This is a genomic window from Shewanella sp. LC6 (assembly GCF_006385735.2).
Lineage (GTDB): Bacteria > Pseudomonadota > Gammaproteobacteria > Enterobacterales > Shewanellaceae > Shewanella > Shewanella xiamenensis.
Window position 1 is genome coordinate 2,576,970 of sequence record NZ_CP043902.1, and the last position, 17,143, is coordinate 2,594,112.

The following is a 17,143-nucleotide window of genomic DNA, read 5'->3' on the forward strand; positions in this document are numbered from 1 at the left end:
CAAATTATTCAGGTTTGAGCTGAATCGCTAAGCCTAGTACTCGATATGGCAACTCGGTAAGTTATTCTTATCGATATAGTTTTGATGATATTCCTCTGCCACATGGAATTGCTGTAACGGCACAATCTCAGTGACGATATGACGCAATCCCCAACGACCTGAACGGGCAAAGGCCAGTTTTGAGGCTTCTGCCGCCGCTTTTTGCTCACGATCATGGAAGAAAATGGTACTGCGGTATTGAGTACCAATATCGCCGCCCTGCATATTGAGCGTGGTCGGGTTGTGGTTTTTCCAAAACACATCCAGTAACTCGTCGTAGCTGACAATCGCAGGGTCAAATTCTACTTGCACGACTTCAGCATGGCCTGTCTTACCTTTTTTGACTTCCTCATAGGTGGTCGCTTCGTTATTGCCACCCATATAGCCGCAGGTCGCGTTGGTCACGCCGTTGACTTGTCTAAAGAAATACTCCACGCCCCAAAAACAGCCGGCACCGAAAGTTGCTAACGCCATGATAAATCCTGATAGAAGTCTAGATGGCTAAGGATTGTGATAAAACTCATGCCTAAAAGCAAGTGTGTCGACAAAATTAATCCTATGTCGACCAAATGCGGCTAAGATGCTGTTGTTTTGCCGCGAAATGCGCTTGTTTGACCAGAATGACGGAGTAACGGCCCAAAAACTTGTGTTAGTATGGATGCGCTTTTTAAGGCGGGTAGCGATAAGTGCCATGAAACAGGCAGTTATTGCCATCACTCCCGTCTTTAACACGCTATTATAAGGAGAATTCTGTGTTACAAGCTCTGTTAGATTCGAAGGATTTTCTCGCGCTGACCCTCGCTAATCCTGAAACCCTCGGAGAGGAGTTTAGTTTCGCCTTAGGGGAACATACTCGAGTCGAGGTGTGGGACACGGGCGTCATCGTTTTTGAGCCTGCACAAGCCCAAGGTAAGGATGTCATTCTCTCCTGCGGTGTCCACGGCAATGAAACCGCCCCCATCGAACTCTGCAATACCTTAATCAAACAGCTTCTCCAACAAAAAATCATCGCCAAACAACGCACGCTCTTTCTTATTGGTAACCCTTTAGCGATTAATAACGGCACTCGCATTATCGACGAGAACATGAATCGTCTGTTTAGTGGCGAGCATTCAAATCCACCGGGATTAGTGAATCCTGAGCGGGTGCGGGCGAAAAAATTAGAAGCCTATGTTGACCGCTTCTTTAAGGGCGCAGCCTCAGGGCGCCAGCGAATTCACTACGATTTACACACGGCGATGCGGGCGTCAAAACACGAAAAGTTTGCGATTTATCCCTATCGTCCCGGCCGTGCTTACAGCGCCGAGCAAATCATGTTTTTAGCGGCCAGTGGCGTCGATACTGTGTTATTTCACCATGAGCCGACAACCACCTTTAGCTATTTTTCCTCCGAGCAGTATGGCGCCGATGCCTTTACCATTGAATTAGGTAAGGTGTATCCCATGGGCCAAAACGATATGACGCGTTTTATTGCCGCCCAAGAGATGTTTATGCGCCTTATCACAGACAAACCCTTAGCGCTTGAGCCATTCTCAGCGGATAAGGTGAATCTGTATCAAGTGTGTCGGGTGATTAACAAACATTTTGATGATTTTGAATTTACCTTCGCGACCGATGTCGAAAACTTCCGAGCTTTCCCTAAAGGCTTTGTATTGGCCCGAGAGGGTGGACAGGAAATTAAAGTCGAACAGGAATTTGAAGCGATTGTCTTCCCCAATGCCAAGGTGCCCATCGGCAATCGCACTGTGATTTGCCTGATCCCTTCAGTCGCGCCAGATGTTCGCTAGTTTTGTAAAGCATTATATACATGCCCACAGGGGATTAGTTGTCGTTTGAACTGTGCCAACGGTTGATAGGTAGTTTACGTTAACGTAATGTTCATCCGGCATATTCGTATAAATTAGGCGCAGTGGTTCTTCTGCTGCGTAACGAGATAACAAGAGCACAATATGAGCAAAGCAACACTCAACACTGATACAGTGCACCGTGTCGGCTTCTTGGATAAGGCATCGCTTCACATTCCTATCCTTCGAATTCTACAAGCAGACGGCACTACCTATGAAACCGCGGTTTTGCCTGTAATAGATGAAGCCTTAGCCACCAAAATTTATGATACTTGCGTGTTCACGCGAGTACTCGATGAACGTATGCTTGGCGCACAGCGTCAGGGACGGATCAGCTTCTATATGACCTGCACCGGTGAAGAAGCCGCGATCGTCGGTAGCGTGGCCGCACTTGATCAAGAAGATGTGATCCTCGCGCAATACCGTGAACATGCAGCGCTACGTTATCGCGGCTTTACCACTGAACAGTTTATGAACCAAATGTTCAGCAATGAGAAGGACTTAGGTAAAGGTCGCCAAATGCCAATCCACTACGGCTGCGCGGCGTTAAACTACCAAACCATTTCATCGCCATTGGCCACTCAAATTCCGCAAGCGACAGGTGTCGGTTATAGCCTGAAAATGCAGGGCAAACGTAATGTTGCTGTCTGTTATTTCGGTGAAGGCGCTGCATCGGAAGGCGATTTCCATGCCGGATTGAATATGGCGGCGGTGTTAAAATGCCCCGTGATTTTCTTCTGCCGTAACAATGGTTATGCCATTTCTACCCCAACCGAAGAGCAATTTGCCGGTAACGGTATTGCCAGTCGTGGCGTGGGTTACGGCATGCACACTATTCGTGTCGACGGTAACGATATGCTTGCAGTGTTAGCTGCAACTCAACAAGCACGCGCCTATGCGATTGAACACAATGCCCCCGTGTTGATTGAAGCTATGACTTATCGTCTTGGCGCCCACTCATCTTCAGACGATCCATCTGGTTATCGCTCAAAAGAAGAAGAGGCGAAATGGCAACAACACGATCCGGTCAAACGCTTTAAGTTGTGGCTGATTAATAAAGGCTGGTTGGCCGAGGCCGATGATGCCCAGCGTTACGAAAAGTACCGTGAAGAAGTGTTAGCCGCCGTTAAAGTCGCGGAAAAATTACCTATCCCTATGCTGGATGAGATTATTGAAGACGTGTACGACAAGCCAACGCCAGCGCTTAAAAAGCAACTGAGCGATCTTAAAGAACACATCAAAAAATATCCGCAATCCTATCCCAAAAGTGCAGGGAGGCTATAAGCCGTGGCAGAAATGAATATGTTACAGGCCGTCAATGAGGCCTTGTCAATCGCCATGCAAGCTGATGAGCGCATGGTAGTGTTTGGTGAAGACGTTGGCCACTTTGGCGGCGTGTTTCGCGCAACTTCTGGTTTGCAGGAAAAGTTTGGTCGCAGCCGCTGCTTTAACACGCCACTGACTGAGCAAGGTATTGCGGGTTTTGCTAACGGGTTAGCCTCTAATGGCATGACCGCCGTAGCGGAAATCCAGTTTGCTGATTACATCTTTCCGGCGTTTGACCAGATTGTGAACGAGTCGGCTAAATTCCGTTACCGCAGCGGTAATGAGTTTAATGTGGGAAGCCTGGTGTTCCGTACACCCTATGGTGGTGGTATTGCAGGTGGTCACTATCACTCACAATCGCCAGAAGCCTATTTTACCCAAACTCCAGGCTTAAAAGTGGTTGTGCCGCGTAATCCTGCTCAAGCCAAAGGTTTATTATTAGCCTCTATTCGCGATAAAAACCCTGTGGTGTTCTTCGAGCCTAAGCGTTTATACCGTGCTTCTGTGGGGGAAGTCCCAGCGGGCGATTATGAAATCGAGCTGGGTAAAGCCGAAGTGGTGCGTGAAGGGAAAGACATCACGTTAGTGGCCTGGGGCGCACAGATGGAAATCATCGAAAAAGCGGCCGACATGGCGGCAAAAGAGGGGATTTCCTGCGAAATTATCGACCTGCGTACACTCGCGCCTTGGGATGTTGATACCGTTGCCGATTCTGTGAAGAAGACAGGCCGCTTACTGATCAACCATGAAGCACCATTAACGGGTGGTTTTGCGGGGGAAATCGCCGCCACGATTCAGCAGGAGTGTTTCTTGTATTTAGAATCACCTATCAGCCGTGTATGTGGTCTAGATACCCCATATCCACTGGTCCACGAAAAAGAATATATGCCCGATGCGCTCAAAACCTTTGAAGCCATTAAGGCATCAGTGAACTTCTAGGAGTCCGGTATGATTAAAGATTTTATTTTGCCGGACATTGGTGAAGGCGTTGTCGAATGCGAACTCGTCGAGTGGTTGGTGCAAGAGGGCGACACGATTGTGGAAGATCAACCCATCGCCGATGTGATGACCGACAAAGCCTTAGTGCAAATTCCGGCGCCTTTTGCAGGAGTCGTGACTAAGTTGTATTACGCCAAAGGCGATATTGCTAAGGTGCATGCACCGCTGTATGCCGTGCAGGTTGAGTCTGACGAAGCTGCGCCTGTTGCTGCGTCTCAACCTGAAGCACACACAGCGACTCAAACATCCGTAAGCCAAGCCTGCGTGGCGGGTACCAGCGTCGAAGAGTTCCTGCTGCCCGATATTGGCGAAGGCATTGTTGAGTGTGAACTGGTCGAATGGCTAGTCCAAGAAGGCGATACAGTGGTTGAAGACCAACCCATCGCCGATGTGATGACTGATAAAGCCTTAGTGCAAATCCCCGCCATCAAAGCGGGCAAAATTGTCAAATTACACTACCGTAAGGGCCAGTTAGCTAAAGTACATGCGCCACTATTTGCGATTGAGGTCGAAGGTAGCGTTAGTGCGCCGATCAGCCATGCTCAGGAAGCAAGCGCCGCTGTGAATACCGCTGCACCAGCCGCTTGCGCGGCGGTGTCCTCGGAGCCTGCACGCCAAGGTAAAGCCTTAGCCAGCCCAGCCGTTCGCCGTATGGCACGTGCCTTAGATATCGATTTAAGTCGCGTACCTGGTAGTGGCAAACATGGCCGAGTATATAAGGAAGACATTACTCGCTTCCAAGCGCAGGGCGGCGCTGTGTCTGCCGTTGCGCCAGTGGCTGTAGCACCGACTCAATCAGGTGTGACTCAATCAACCGTCTCTAACGTCGTGGCAAATTCTGCACGGGGTGACATTGTTGAGCCTATCCGTGGCGTGAAAGCCGTGATGGCGAAAATGATGGTCGAATCGGTATCAACCATTCCACACTTCACCTATTGCGAAGAGTTTGATCTGACAGACTTAGTCGCTCTGCGTGAAAGCATGAAGGCCAAGTATTCCTCCGACGAAGTTAAGTTGACCATGATGCCATTCTTTATGAAGGCCATGTCATTAGCCTTAACGCAGTTCCCTGTGCTTAACAGCCAAGTGAATGCTGATTGTACGGAAATCACCTACAAGGCGCGTCATAACATTGGTATGGCAGTAGATTCGAAAGTGGGATTGTTAGTGCCAAATGTGAAGGATGTGCAAGATAAGAGTATTCTTGAGGTGGCTGCCGAGATCACCCGCTTAACCACTGCTGCGCGTAACGGCCGTGTGGCACCAGCGGATCTTAAAGAAGGCACGATTTCGATTTCGAATATTGGTGCATTGGGTGGCACAGTCGCAACACCAATTATCAATAAGCCAGAGGTGGCGATTGTTGCGCTTGGTAAGTTGCAAACCTTGCCGCGCTTTAATGCGAAAGGTGAAGTCGAAGCGCGCCAGATCATGCAAGTGAGTTGGTCTGGCGATCACCGCGTTATCGATGGCGGCACCATTGCTCGTTTCTGTAACCTTTGGAAACAATACCTTGAGCAACCGCAGGATATGCTATTAGCCATGCGTTAGTCGGCTGTCAGCCAATACTTACAGCCAATCCAGCAAAAAAGGACGCAATTTAGCGTCCTTTTTTATTCGCAGGCCATAAATGGGTTAATCTTTTGATCCCAATTACGTATAATTCGCGAACGTTGTTATCCTGATGGATTTGTTATGAGCCCCAGCCCATTTGCCCCAACAATCGAAACTATTGATTATCCGTTTCCGCCTAAGCCAATTCCTCTGTCCGATGCCGAAAAGGCGGACTACAAGGCACGTATCAAGCAGCTGCTGATTGAAAAGGATGCGGTATTGGTTGCCCATTATTATACCGACCCTGAAATTCAAGCGTTGGCTGAAGAAACTGGTGGGTGTGTTTCTGACTCACTTGAAATGGCGCGCTTTGGCCGCGATCATCCCGCAAAGACGTTAATCGTCGCTGGGGTGAAGTTTATGGGGGAAACTGCCAAAATCTTAAGCCCAGAAAAAACCATTCTGATGCCAACCTTGGAGGCGACCTGTTCATTAGACTTAGGTTGCCCCATCGATAAATTCAGCGCCTTCTGTGATGCGCACCCAGACCATACCGTGGTGGTTTACGCCAACACGTCTGCGGCGGTAAAAGCCCGTGCCGATTGGGTGGTGACCTCGAGTATTGCCCTTGAAATTGTTGAGCATTTAGACAGCGAAGGCAAAAAAATTATTTGGGGCCCAGACCGTCACTTAGGCAGCTATATTGCCAAACAAACGGGCGCCGAGATGCTGATGTGGCAGGGCGACTGTATCGTTCACGATGAGTTTAAAGCGAATGCCCTGCGTGATCTGAAAAGCGTTTATCCCGACGCAGCAATTTTGGTACACCCAGAATCACCCGCGAGTGTGGTGGCGATGGCGGATGCTGTCGGCTCCACCAGTCAGTTGATCAAAGCTGCGCAAACCATGCCTAACGAGCGTTTTATTGTCGCGACCGATCGCGGTATTTTTTACAAAATGCAACAAGCGGCGCCGGGTAAAACATTGATAGAAGCGCCTACTGGTGGTAACGGTGCCACCTGTAAGAGCTGCGCCCACTGTCCTTGGATGGCAATGAATGGCTTAAAAGCCATTGAAGCGTCATTAAGTGATAGCGACAAAACCACCCATGAGATCTTTGTCGATGAAGACTTGCGAGTGAAAGCGTTAATCCCGCTGACCCGTATGCTCGATTTCGCTAAAACGCTCAATATGAAAGTGAAAGGTAATGCCTAAGCGCTTTTAGTCGCACATCGAGTTTCAACATTAATATCCCCGCTTTGCGGGGATATTTTTTTAATTACAGTTGCCACACGGCAAATAACAAAAAGCCCTGCATTTGCAGGGCTTTAGCTAAATCGCTAATCGAGATTATTTAGCGTTCATTAACGCAACCGCGTTGTCTAACATACGGTTACTGAAGCCCCATTCGTTATCGTACCAAGCCATTACTTTGACTAAACGGCCGTTAACACGGGTTTGCGTCGCATCGAAGTTAGATGAAAACGCATTGTGGTTAAAGTCGATAGATACCAATGGCTCTTTGTTGACGGCCAACACTTCGCTCAGTGGTGCTACGCTTGCTGCACGCTCGATGATGGCGTTAACTTCTTCAACGGTTGTGTCACGTGATGCAATGAAAGATAAATCCACTAAAGACACGTTAACAGTCGGTACACGTACCGCTAAACCATCGAATTTACCTTGTAATTCAGGCACAACTAAACCTACAGCAGCCGCAGCGCCCGTTTTAGTAGGGATCATCGACAGTGCCGCAGCGCGGGCACGGCGTAAATCTGTGTGGTATACGTCAGATAAACGTTGGTCGTTGGTATACGCGTGGATGGTGGTCATCAGACCTGATTCGATACCAATTTCGTCATTTAACGGCTTAGCGAAAGGCGCTAAGCAGTTAGTGGTACATGACGCGTTAGAGATAACGGTCATATCCGCGGTCAACACATTGTTGTTCACACCGTAAACGACGGTTGCATCAACGTTTTTGCCTGGTGCAGAGATAATCACTTTCTTTGCGCCAGCGGCTAAATGCGGTTGAACAGAATCTTTAGAAGTGAAGATACCGGTACATTCAAATACCACGTCTACTTGTAGGTCGCCCCAAGGTAATTTGCCTGGATCGCGCTCTTGGAAAGTGAGGATCTTGTCACCGTTAACATAAATTGCTTCAGCATCATGCTCAACTTTGGCATTGAAACGACCATGTACAGAATCGTATTTTGTCAGGTGAGCGTTGATTGAAGCGTCGCCTAAATCGTTGATGGCAACAATTTTGATTGGGTAAGCTTTTTCGCTTTCGTACAGGGCGCGTAATACGTTTCTACCGATACGGCCGTAACCATTTATTGCAACACGGATAGTCATCTCATATCCCTCTGGTGATTATAAAATTCAACTGGTAGTAAAATTACCAAACTGACAGCTATCGTCAAGTTAATTCGGCTATTTTGCCGGGATTCGGTTAACAAATTAGGTGTTTTTTTTACATTGCTCGCGAAAACACCTTTTTTAGCACTGCATTTGGATAAAAAATTACAAGATGGCAAACATTTTGCCGACGTTACTCAAGGCCCAAGCCTTAAGGCGAGTTTGGCTTCTCTGGTTCGACGGGAGTTGCCGCTGGCGGTGTTACCTCTGTCTGAGGTGGAGCAAGCCAGAGCGCAACCGGACTAGTCGAATAGAGGCCATCTTCTAACGCATTGATCAAATTCTGGGCGTATTCATCTAATCTTGTCGCCAGCGTTTTGTTGCCACCAATTAAGGCTAGCATCTTATCTTCAGAATACTTCTGCTGCGTAAGTAGTAAATTGGCTTTTGTCAGCATGTAAGTTTTTTCTAGCGCTTGGGTTTGGCGATAGGCTGCAGCGAGCCCAAGCAACCAATTTGGATCAAAGTCAGCGTATTGGATCTCTGCAAACACAGTAAGGTAGAGTTGTTGCGCTTTGATGGCATTACGGTTGCTGTAGTAGGTGGCTATTTGCGCTAAAAGAAATGGCTCAGTGACTTCGCCAGCATTTTCTTGTGCCAAGAGTCGGTTTAATGCATCCGTGTCACCAAAACGTGTCCATTGATAATAAGACATAAACGGGTCTTGGCGCTCGCGGGTTTCATCCTGCAACCGACTCAAATTTTGTGTACTTAGTCGAAAGGCTCTGGCTCTATCAGCTGTGCGGCTTGTGTGGATAATGTGCTGAACACCCGAGGCCAATTCAATACATCGACTATAGTCCTCGAGGTAAGTTAACTGTTGATAGAGTTGCTTGCCTGTTGGATTTTTATTGTCCTTTAGGTCGTATCGACTTTGGATCAACTTTGTTTTTTCGGCTAAACACCAGCCATCCTTATGCAAATCGGCACAAATTTCAGGATTATTTTTACAAATCGTTTCGATTTTTCGGCCATTATCACAACCGAAAAGGCTTATCGCGAGGGTAAATGATGTAATTATTACTAGATTTTGTCTCAAAATACGCTCCAAAATGCAATTTTCTCTAATAAAATTACAGATTTACAGAAAATATCTTACTAGCAAGCTGGGTCAGTTTTCATTACAATGGCGCCGACCAAAACAGAGGGTTTTCCCTAAAACCTACATAAGATTATTGGTCTTTTCGTCATGTTACTCAAACCTTTCAATATATTTTATTGAAAAGTGAGATAAAGGATCTGTAAATGAGCGCTGATAAACACCTACAAAGTTGGCAAGAACGTTTTGAAATGGCAGAGGCAATGCAACCTTTGCTGGGCAAGTTATACCGTAACCAAGGCGTCGAAGTTGTGGTTTATGGTAAGCCATTACTCAATGCTTCTACTATTGAGATTATTAAAGCGCACCGTTTAGTTCGTCGTCATGTCGGCGAGAAATTACGTTTACGCGAGAGTTTCCCGTTTGTTCAAGCCTTAAGCAGACTCGCTGTTAAACAATGTAAAGTGGATATTGGTAAGCTTGCTGTCAAATACTGGGCTGAACATACCGATACCAACGAAATTGAAAGCTATATGGCACGCGAATTAGCGGCTGCGATTGATCATGCTGATGATATCGCTCCGCGTGATGTGGTGTTGTATGGTTTTGGTCGTATTGGTCGCTTATTAGCGCGCTTACTGATCGAACGTACTGGCCGCAGCAACAAGTTAAGACTGCGTGCTATCGTATTACGTGGTGGTAAGAAGGGCGATTTAGAAAAACGCGCAAGCTTACTGCGTCGTGACTCTGTTCATGGTCCATTTAACGGTTCTGTTGAAGTGGATGAAGAGAACAACGCCATCATCGCTAACGGTACTTATATCCAAGTGATTTACGCAAACTCACCAGATGAAGTGGATTACACTAAATACGGTATTACAGATGCCTTAGTGGTAGACAACACGGGTATTTGGAAAGACGAAGCAGGCCTAGGCTTACACTTGAAGAGCCCTGGTGCAAGCAAAGTGTTACTGACAGCACCTGCAAAAGGCGCCATCAAGAACATCGTTTACGGTGTGAACGAAGGCGATATTACGCCAGAAGACATCATTGTGTCTGCAGCGAGCTGCACCACTAACGCCATTACACCAGTACTGAAAGCGGTAAATGATAAGTACGGTATCGAGAATGGTCACGTTGAGACGATTCACTCATATACAAACGATCAAAACCTGATCGACAACTACCACAGTGCTGACCGTCGCGGTCGCAGTGCACCATTAAACATGGTGATCACTGAAACGGGCGCAGCGAAAGCCGTCGCTAAAGCTCTGCCAGTATTAGCGGGCAAACTGACAGGCAACGCGATTCGCGTGCCAACACCAAACGTATCTATGGCGATCATCAGCATGAACTTAAATGCTGAGACCAACAAAGACGAATTGAACGAATACCTAAAAGACACGGCGCTGCAATCACCCTTGCAGAACCAAATTGACTACACAGACTCAACTGAAATCGTATCAAGCGACTTAGTGGGTTCTCGCTATGCGGGCGTGGTTGATTCTCAAGCGACCATCGCCGAAGGTAAACGCGCCATTCTGTACGTATGGTATGACAACGAATTTGGTTACAGCTGCCAAGTAGTCGGTGTGATGCAAACGATGTTAGGCTTAACAACGCTGTCTCTGCCTGCTTAATTGCGACAGACAGAAGTACAACGAGAAAGCGCCTGAGAGGGCGCTTTTTTTATACTTCAATTATGTTGAATAACAATTTATCTGGACATTGTTATTGAGCAAATCCGTGAATTGTTGATTCTATCGGCAAGTTTATATCGCTATGGCTGAATATTGGGCAAACAGTGTGGTTAAGCGCAATATTTCAAATTTGTTGATTGACTCTGAAGGTTAAATCGGTAGAATGCCAATCCGCAGTCAGGGGAAAGCGTAGTAACGTTACTCTATGACATCGATGCGACATTAGCTCAGTTGGTAGAGCGATACCTTGCCAAGGTATAGGTCATCGGTTCGAACCCGATATGTCGCTCCAACTCTTTACGAGTTTGGAAATTTGGCGCGATGGCAGAATGGCTATGCTGCGGATTGCAAATCCGTCGATCTCGGTTCGACTCCGGGTCGCGCCTCCATAGATTAAAGTATTAATGATAAGATTACTGTCGTTACTATAAAGAGTTTGCCCGAGTGGTGGAATCGGTAGACACAAGGGATTTAAAATCCCTCGCTGGTAACAGCGTGCCAGTTCAAGTCTGGCCTCGGGTACCATAACATAAAAAGGCCTAACATTTGTTAGGCCTTTTTTATTGGCAATAATTTCAAGTTTATAACTTTAAAGCCACTCTTGAAGCGATAGTGATCTGCCTCTAAAAAATCATATTTTTCAAAAAATTCAGCTTTCACATAAATGATCTCTCATTTAGTTGTTATTTATTTTAATCAATCCATAATAGCCAAACTATTTCCTTAAGAAGCGGTAATAGGCGCTATTCCCTCTCTTAAGACAGTGGTATAAATAAGCTGAATTTTCCCCCTACACGTGAACATTTAGGATAAGTAGTCATGATTTTCTCTCAGGTAGTACTCGCACCCGCCGATCCCATCCTTGGTTTAACCGATACATTTAAGGCCGATCCGCGCCAAGATAAAGTCAACCTTGGTGTTGGCATTTATAAGGATGAAGCAGGGCAGACTCCAGTATTGCAATCAGTGAAGAAAGCTGAAGCCCTATTGCTTGAGCAAGAGAAAACTAAAAACTATTTAGGGATAGAAGGGGTTCAAACCTATAATCGCGTAGTACAAGAGCTGCTATTTGGTGAAGGTAGTGATCTCGTGACTTCTGGCCGAGCAGCAACGGCTCAAGCGCCTGGTGGTACAGGTGCACTGCGTATTGCTGCCGAGTTCTTATTGCGTAATACGCCATCGCGCACTGTGTGGGTAAGTAATCCAACTTGGGCAAACCATCAAAATATTTTTGAAACTGCGGGTTTGACGGTTAAAGAATACGGTTACTACAACGCCAGTGCCCACGATATTGATTTTGATGGCATGATGACAGATCTCGCCAATGCACAGGCGGGTGACATTATTCTACTGCACGGTTGCTGTCATAACCCAACGGGTATTGATTTAACGTTAACCCAATGGGAATTAGTCGCTAATCTCTGTGCGGACAAGCAATTAGTTCCATTATTCGACTTTGCATACCAAGGTTTTGGTGCTGGTATTGAAGAAGATGCTGCTGGTTTACGCTTAGTTGCGTCAAAAGTACCAGAACTATTGGTCGCAAATTCATTCTCTAAAAACTTTGGTTTGTATAATGAACGTATCGGCGCCGTGACTGTGGTTGCACAAAATGCCGATGAAGTGGTGCGTGCATTTAGCCAAGTGAAACGTACTATTCGTGCAAATTACTCAAATCCACCAGCCCATGGCGCGTTAATTGTGAGTACGATTCTGAGTGATGCATCATTGAAAGCCCTTTGGGTACAAGAGCTGACTGAAATGCGTGAACGTATTGCCGAGATGCGTACGCTATTTGTACAAAGCTTAAAAGATGAAGGTGTGACCCAGGACTTTAGCTTTATTTCCCGCCAAAACGGTATGTTTAGCTTCTCCGGCTTAAATAAAGCACAGGTTGCCCGTTTGAAAGACGAGTTCGGCATTTATATCGTCGGCTCGGGTCGCATTAGTGTGGCGGGTATGACCAAAACTAATATGCCTGTGATCTGTAAGGCGATTGCTCAAATCCTCTAACTTAAAAGAGGCTCACGAAAAAGGACAGCTTAGGCTGTCCTTTTACTTTTATGCGGTCGATAAACTTAAGTATTATGGTTTATCAGTATAGAGAACAATTACGAAGCTAATGTTTCTAAAGGTAATTCTGACTTTATCCGCAGTATGGCGTTAAGCGCATCACGCAGACTAGCCTGATCATGCAATTGCGGATTATGACGATTTTTTAAGGGAAAATAATTAACTAGGGTGCCTAAACGCACTTGTTCCGAATGTCGCAGCACTTTAGTGATCACGGGTTTACCAATTACTTGATGGCACCAGGCTATGCGCTGCTCAATACTAAACTGGCCTGCTGGCGAAGTTTCTTCATTAAGATTATCGATAAAGACTACGGGCGCGGTTGTCATTGCTAATGCTTTAGCAAAGCAGGGTAATAAGAGAGGTGGCATCACACTCGTAAGAAAACTGCCAGGTCCCAAGATAATCAGATCCGCGCGGCAAATGGCTTCACAGGCTTCGGCTGTCGCATCAACTTGTGGCTCAAGGCATAGTGCAATGGGAGCTTCATTCATCTTGTCGACATTCACTTCACCAAACACTTTTGATCCGGACGCTCGTAATGCCACCAAATGGGTTGGTTGCTCCGACATCGGAATGATATTGGTCTCAATTTTAAGCATATGCCGAATAAGATTGACGGCTTCGAGGGGCCTAACGCACAACTTATCTAAGGCGAGCAACATCAAATTACCTAGATTATGACCACTGAGTTCAGTTTCGCCTTGAAAGCGATACTCAAATAATTGTGAGCCGACAGAAGGACGATGAGCAAGTTGGGACAAACAATTGCGCAAATCACCCCAAGCAATGCAGTCCTGCTCGGCTCTTAATCGACCTGTAGAACCACCATTATCCGTCGTAGCAACAATACCTGTGAGACGATTGCCTAGAAAATCGAGTGATGAAAGTACACGTCCAAGACCGTGACCGCCACCGATTGCCACTACATGATTGAATTGGTTTAAGATTTGCTGCATGAGGCTTCCTTCCTGAATACCCGTAAAATCCTATCCTGTTATCAACTCGGATAAACTCAGTTTGTTACTGCCGAGGCTAACGGAACCTTAGTATAAAAGCTCAGTCAAAAGCATGCACTAAAAATTCTCACGCATTCTAATACTTAAGCGCCGGATCGCATTTTAGATATGTGTGAATGCAGGATTGGGAAGAATTGTTGTTTTTGCATCCAAATTTCGTGAATTTCAAGATATGACATATAATCTGGCGCTTATTTTGCCACTAGTAACTCAACATCGAAGGTGACTTATTGAAAACTGGTAGAATTGGTTCGTTTACACTCGCGTTAGCCCTAGTGATCTCGGCGATTTTTTCGTTGAGATTGTGGCTCATTCCTACAACGAATGAGCCTGAATCTATTGTTAACCAATTGGAAAACGCCGTTGAGCCTGTTACGCAAGTTCCTGACTTTTCTGCTATCAGTGATGTAGCAGAAAAAAAACGTGCCTTTTTTAACTTTTTGAGGCCGATTGTTCAACAACAAAACGCCATTATTGCCACTGAACGTGAATTTATCATTGATATGTTGGCAGTAATAGATAATGGCAATACGTTGTCCGAATCACAGTTAGCGCAGCTCAATCAATTATTTGATAAATATCAATATGCTGCCCGCAGTGTCGATACTAAATCCCTTAACAGCCTACTCAAACGGGTTGATATTATTCCAGAATCGATGGTGCTGATCCAAGCGGCTAATGAATCTGGGTGGGGCAGTTCTCGTTTTGCTCGTGAAGGTTTTAATTTCTTTGGTGAATGGTGTTTTAGTAATGGCTGCGGCATTGTGCCTTCTTCGCGAGGCTCAGGTAAAATACACGAAGTAGAAATATTTCCATCGGTAGACGCTTCAGTTTCCTCCTATATGCGTAATTTAAACTCGAACACAGCATATGCCTTGTTTCGCTCAATTCGAGCCGATTTACGTGCTCAGGAGGCTGAATTGAGTGCCGACCAACTTATCTATGGATTAGTGAATTATTCTGAAAGGCAAGAAGCTTATATCGATGAACTACTCGATATGTTACGTCATAATGAAAAATATTTGGTGAAGGCGGATGTATAAAAAATGGTTGTTAGTGGGAGTTTGCTTGTGTGCATCAAATGTGCAGGCAGAAACAATTTCCCTTGAATATAAAGGGTTTTATGACAGATTAAAGCAAGTCAATAAGGGTGGTTATCAGTTAGTTGAAGTGGCCTTTAGTGTACCAATGCTGCCTAACTGCCATATTCAGAGTGGTACCATTTCGAGTGAATTAAATTCAACGCCACTCACTTATACATCTGCGCAACGTTTGTTTATTCCCTTTGATGATGCACTGAAAGACCAACGCGCATTAGTAAATCTAGAGTTTGAGGGTAAGACTGAAGGCTGTGGAATTGCGATGCAAGTGCGCTCGAAGCAAACACAAGTTCAATATGATCAAGAACGCTTACAGCAAATTGCTAATGAAATGGATGACTTACTAGGGGTTATGCAGGGCTTCCCGATGCGTTACTTTAAGGATCCTATTGCAGGATTAAATTTTGAATTTGCTCAAGATCAAACTGTTACCGTGACGCTCGATGGGCGTGAACAACAGGTGAATACCAGCTTTAAGTTGAGCGTCGAGCAGATCAACAGTCTGACATCATTGCAATTTAGCCATGTGCCGACCGTATTAAGTCCTTGGGTTAAGTAACAATAGATTAGCTATAAAAAAGCCCACGTAAGTGTAATGCCGATCAGTTAAGACAGATCGCTTGACGATCTCGCTGAAAAGATCAAAATCCGATGACCTCATGTCATCGGATTTTTTATGCAACTCTCGGAAGCACTCGCCCGTACCCATATTACCCGCCTAACCGAATTCACCTGCTTAGCTGATGTGTTAGAACCTGAGTTAATTCAATCTTGCCTAGACTCCCAGGGCGTTGCGACGTTAAGACGGCGTAAATTGCCGATGGACGCGATGATTTGGGCCGTTATCGGAATGGCTTTGTTCCGAGGGGAGTCTGTTCGGTCACTCATCAACAAACTCGACATTGTTTTGCCGCAAGAGATTGATTATGTTGCACGCAGCGCCGTGACTCAGGCGCGTAAACGATTGGGCAGTGAGGTTATTAGAGAAGTATTTAGCCGCAGCGCCAATACCTGGCACGCGAGAGCTGAACATCCTCATTGGTGCGGTCTTAACTTGTATGGTGTTGACGGTGTCGTGTGGCGGACACCCGATAGTGTTCAAAATCAAGCCGCCTTTGGACGAACCGCCAACGCTTTAGGCGAAGCGGCTTATCCGCAAATTCGCATGGTTTGCTTGATGGAGTTAAGCAGCCATTTATTGGTCAACAGCGCCTTTGATTCGGTTGCCGAAAATGAAATGAACTTAGCGTCCCAGCTCATTCCTAGCATTCCCAATCACAGCCTAACCCTATTTGACCGAGGATTTTACTCGCTCGGCCTGCTGCACGCTTGGCAGCAAGCGCAACCTGATAGCCACTGGTTGTTGCCATTGAAGAAAGGCACTCAATATGAAGTAGTGCGAACGCTGGGGAAACATGACCAGTGGGTGAAACTCACCACGACACCTCAAGCCAGAAAGAAATGGCCGCAGCTCCCAGATACCCTTGAAGCGCGTTTATTGACTAAGACAGTGAAAGGTAAGTCAGTCGCCATTTTGACCTCGTTGACAGACCCGATGCGTTACCCCAGCGAAGACATCGTCGACTTATATGCCCATCGATGGGAAATCGAACTGGGCTATAGAGAGATGAAACAACATCTACTGGAGAGCCGTTTTACGCTCCGCAGTCAACTACCGGAGCTGGTGACTCAAGAGTTATGGGGCGTGCTACTGGCCTACAATCTCATTAGATATAAGATGTTGCTGATGGCTAAAAGCTTGCCATCGGTCCATCCCAATCAACTGAGTTTTCGGGATGCGGCGAGTTATATCATCTTCAAGTTGACACAACTGTCATCACAAACACCGGGGAATGTCCCGAGAGACGTATTGGATATAGAACGAAATGCACGGCAATTTAAGCTGGATGGTAAACGGGAAAGGGCATATCCACGAGTCCTTAAAATGAGCAAAAACAAGTTTCCGGTTAGACCAAAGAAAAATGCCGTTCACTCTTAAGTGAACGGCATTACCACGTAAGTGGGC

Annotated in this window: 14 protein-coding genes and 3 tRNA genes; 13 read left to right on the plus strand and 4 right to left on the minus strand. The window is 46.2% G+C overall.

Features of this window, described 5'->3' with window-relative positions:
• Window positions 1–33: 33 nt before the first annotated feature.
• The gene (gene msrA, locus FJD32_RS11740) at window positions 34–513 is read right to left on the minus strand and encodes a peptide-methionine (S)-S-oxide reductase MsrA (RefSeq protein ID WP_037418505.1); all 480 of its coding nucleotides are present in this window, start codon (window positions 511–513) and stop codon (window positions 34–36) included.
• A gap of 278 nt (window positions 514–791) precedes the next feature.
• Between msrA and astE the strand changes: the two genes are divergently transcribed.
• From astE to nadA, 5 genes are all read left to right on the plus strand, one after another.
• Complete coding sequence (gene astE, locus FJD32_RS11745) at window positions 792–1,826, plus strand: succinylglutamate desuccinylase (protein WP_037429768.1); 1,035 nt, start codon at window positions 792–794, stop codon at window positions 1,824–1,826.
• Window positions 1,827–1,988: 162 nt separating this feature from the next.
• On the plus strand, window positions 1,989–3,167 hold the full coding sequence (locus FJD32_RS11750; protein WP_037418510.1) for a thiamine pyrophosphate-dependent dehydrogenase E1 component subunit alpha: 1,179 nt from the start codon (window positions 1,989–1,991) through the stop codon (window positions 3,165–3,167).
• Between the two features lie 3 nt (window positions 3,168–3,170).
• Window positions 3,171–4,148 (plus strand): alpha-ketoacid dehydrogenase subunit beta, encoded by a 978-nt coding sequence (locus FJD32_RS11755; protein WP_037418512.1) that lies wholly within the window; start codon window positions 3,171–3,173, stop codon window positions 4,146–4,148.
• A 9-nt stretch (window positions 4,149–4,157) separates the two neighbouring features.
• Window positions 4,158–5,759, plus strand: a complete 1,602-nt coding sequence (locus FJD32_RS11760; protein ID WP_140906890.1) for a dihydrolipoyllysine-residue acetyltransferase — start codon at window positions 4,158–4,160, stop codon at window positions 5,757–5,759.
• A 144-nt stretch (window positions 5,760–5,903) separates the two neighbouring features.
• A complete protein-coding gene (nadA, locus tag FJD32_RS11765; protein ID WP_037418516.1) occupies window positions 5,904–6,977 on the plus strand; it encodes a quinolinate synthase NadA in 1,074 nt (357 codons plus the stop codon).
• Between the two features lie 135 nt (window positions 6,978–7,112).
• On the opposite strand, the gene gap is transcribed toward nadA, so the two are convergent.
• Window positions 7,113–8,123: a type I glyceraldehyde-3-phosphate dehydrogenase gene (gene gap / locus FJD32_RS11770; RefSeq protein ID WP_037418518.1), complete on the minus strand. Its 1,011-nt coding sequence runs from the start codon at window positions 8,121–8,123 to the stop codon at window positions 7,113–7,115.
• A 214-nt stretch (window positions 8,124–8,337) separates the two neighbouring features.
• On the minus strand, window positions 8,338–9,225 hold the full coding sequence (locus tag FJD32_RS11775) for a DUF2989 domain-containing protein (protein ID WP_140906891.1): 888 nt from the start codon (window positions 9,223–9,225) through the stop codon (window positions 8,338–8,340).
• Between the two features lie 206 nt (window positions 9,226–9,431).
• On the opposite strand from FJD32_RS11775, the gene FJD32_RS11780 reads away from it, so the two are divergent.
• From FJD32_RS11780 to FJD32_RS11800, 5 genes are all read left to right on the plus strand, one after another.
• Window positions 9,432–10,865 (plus strand): glyceraldehyde-3-phosphate dehydrogenase, encoded by a 1,434-nt coding sequence (locus tag FJD32_RS11780; protein WP_023267065.1) that lies wholly within the window; start codon window positions 9,432–9,434, stop codon window positions 10,863–10,865.
• Between the two features lie 276 nt (window positions 10,866–11,141).
• A tRNA-Gly gene (locus FJD32_RS11785) sits at window positions 11,142–11,217 on the plus strand.
• Window positions 11,218–11,240: 23 nt separating this feature from the next.
• Window positions 11,241–11,314 (plus strand) — tRNA-Cys (locus FJD32_RS11790).
• Between the two features lie 49 nt (window positions 11,315–11,363).
• Window positions 11,364–11,450, plus strand: a tRNA-Leu gene (locus FJD32_RS11795).
• Between the two features lie 294 nt (window positions 11,451–11,744).
• Window positions 11,745–12,938 (plus strand): amino acid aminotransferase, encoded by a 1,194-nt coding sequence (locus tag FJD32_RS11800; protein WP_140906892.1) that lies wholly within the window; start codon window positions 11,745–11,747, stop codon window positions 12,936–12,938.
• A gap of 98 nt (window positions 12,939–13,036) precedes the next feature.
• On the opposite strand, the gene FJD32_RS11805 is transcribed toward FJD32_RS11800, so the two are convergent.
• The gene (locus FJD32_RS11805; RefSeq protein ID WP_037418527.1) at window positions 13,037–13,957 is read right to left on the minus strand and encodes a YvcK family protein; all 921 of its coding nucleotides are present in this window, start codon (window positions 13,955–13,957) and stop codon (window positions 13,037–13,039) included.
• A gap of 290 nt (window positions 13,958–14,247) precedes the next feature.
• Between FJD32_RS11805 and FJD32_RS11810 the strand changes: the two genes are divergently transcribed.
• The 3 genes from FJD32_RS11810 to FJD32_RS11820 all read left to right on the plus strand — a co-directional run bounded on the left by FJD32_RS11810 (window position 14,248) and on the right by FJD32_RS11820 (window position 17,116).
• On the plus strand, window positions 14,248–15,060 hold the full coding sequence (locus tag FJD32_RS11810) for a glucosaminidase domain-containing protein (RefSeq protein ID WP_037418530.1): 813 nt from the start codon (window positions 14,248–14,250) through the stop codon (window positions 15,058–15,060).
• Entirely contained in the window at window positions 15,053–15,676 is a 624-nt protein-coding gene (locus tag FJD32_RS11815) for a DUF2987 domain-containing protein (protein WP_140906893.1), read from the plus strand. Before FJD32_RS11810 ends, FJD32_RS11815 begins: the two co-directional genes overlap by 8 nt.
• A gap of 117 nt (window positions 15,677–15,793) precedes the next feature.
• Complete coding sequence (locus FJD32_RS11820; protein ID WP_088585763.1) at window positions 15,794–17,116, plus strand: IS4-like element ISSba6 family transposase; 1,323 nt, start codon at window positions 15,794–15,796, stop codon at window positions 17,114–17,116.
• Window positions 17,117–17,143: the final 27 nt, after the last annotated feature.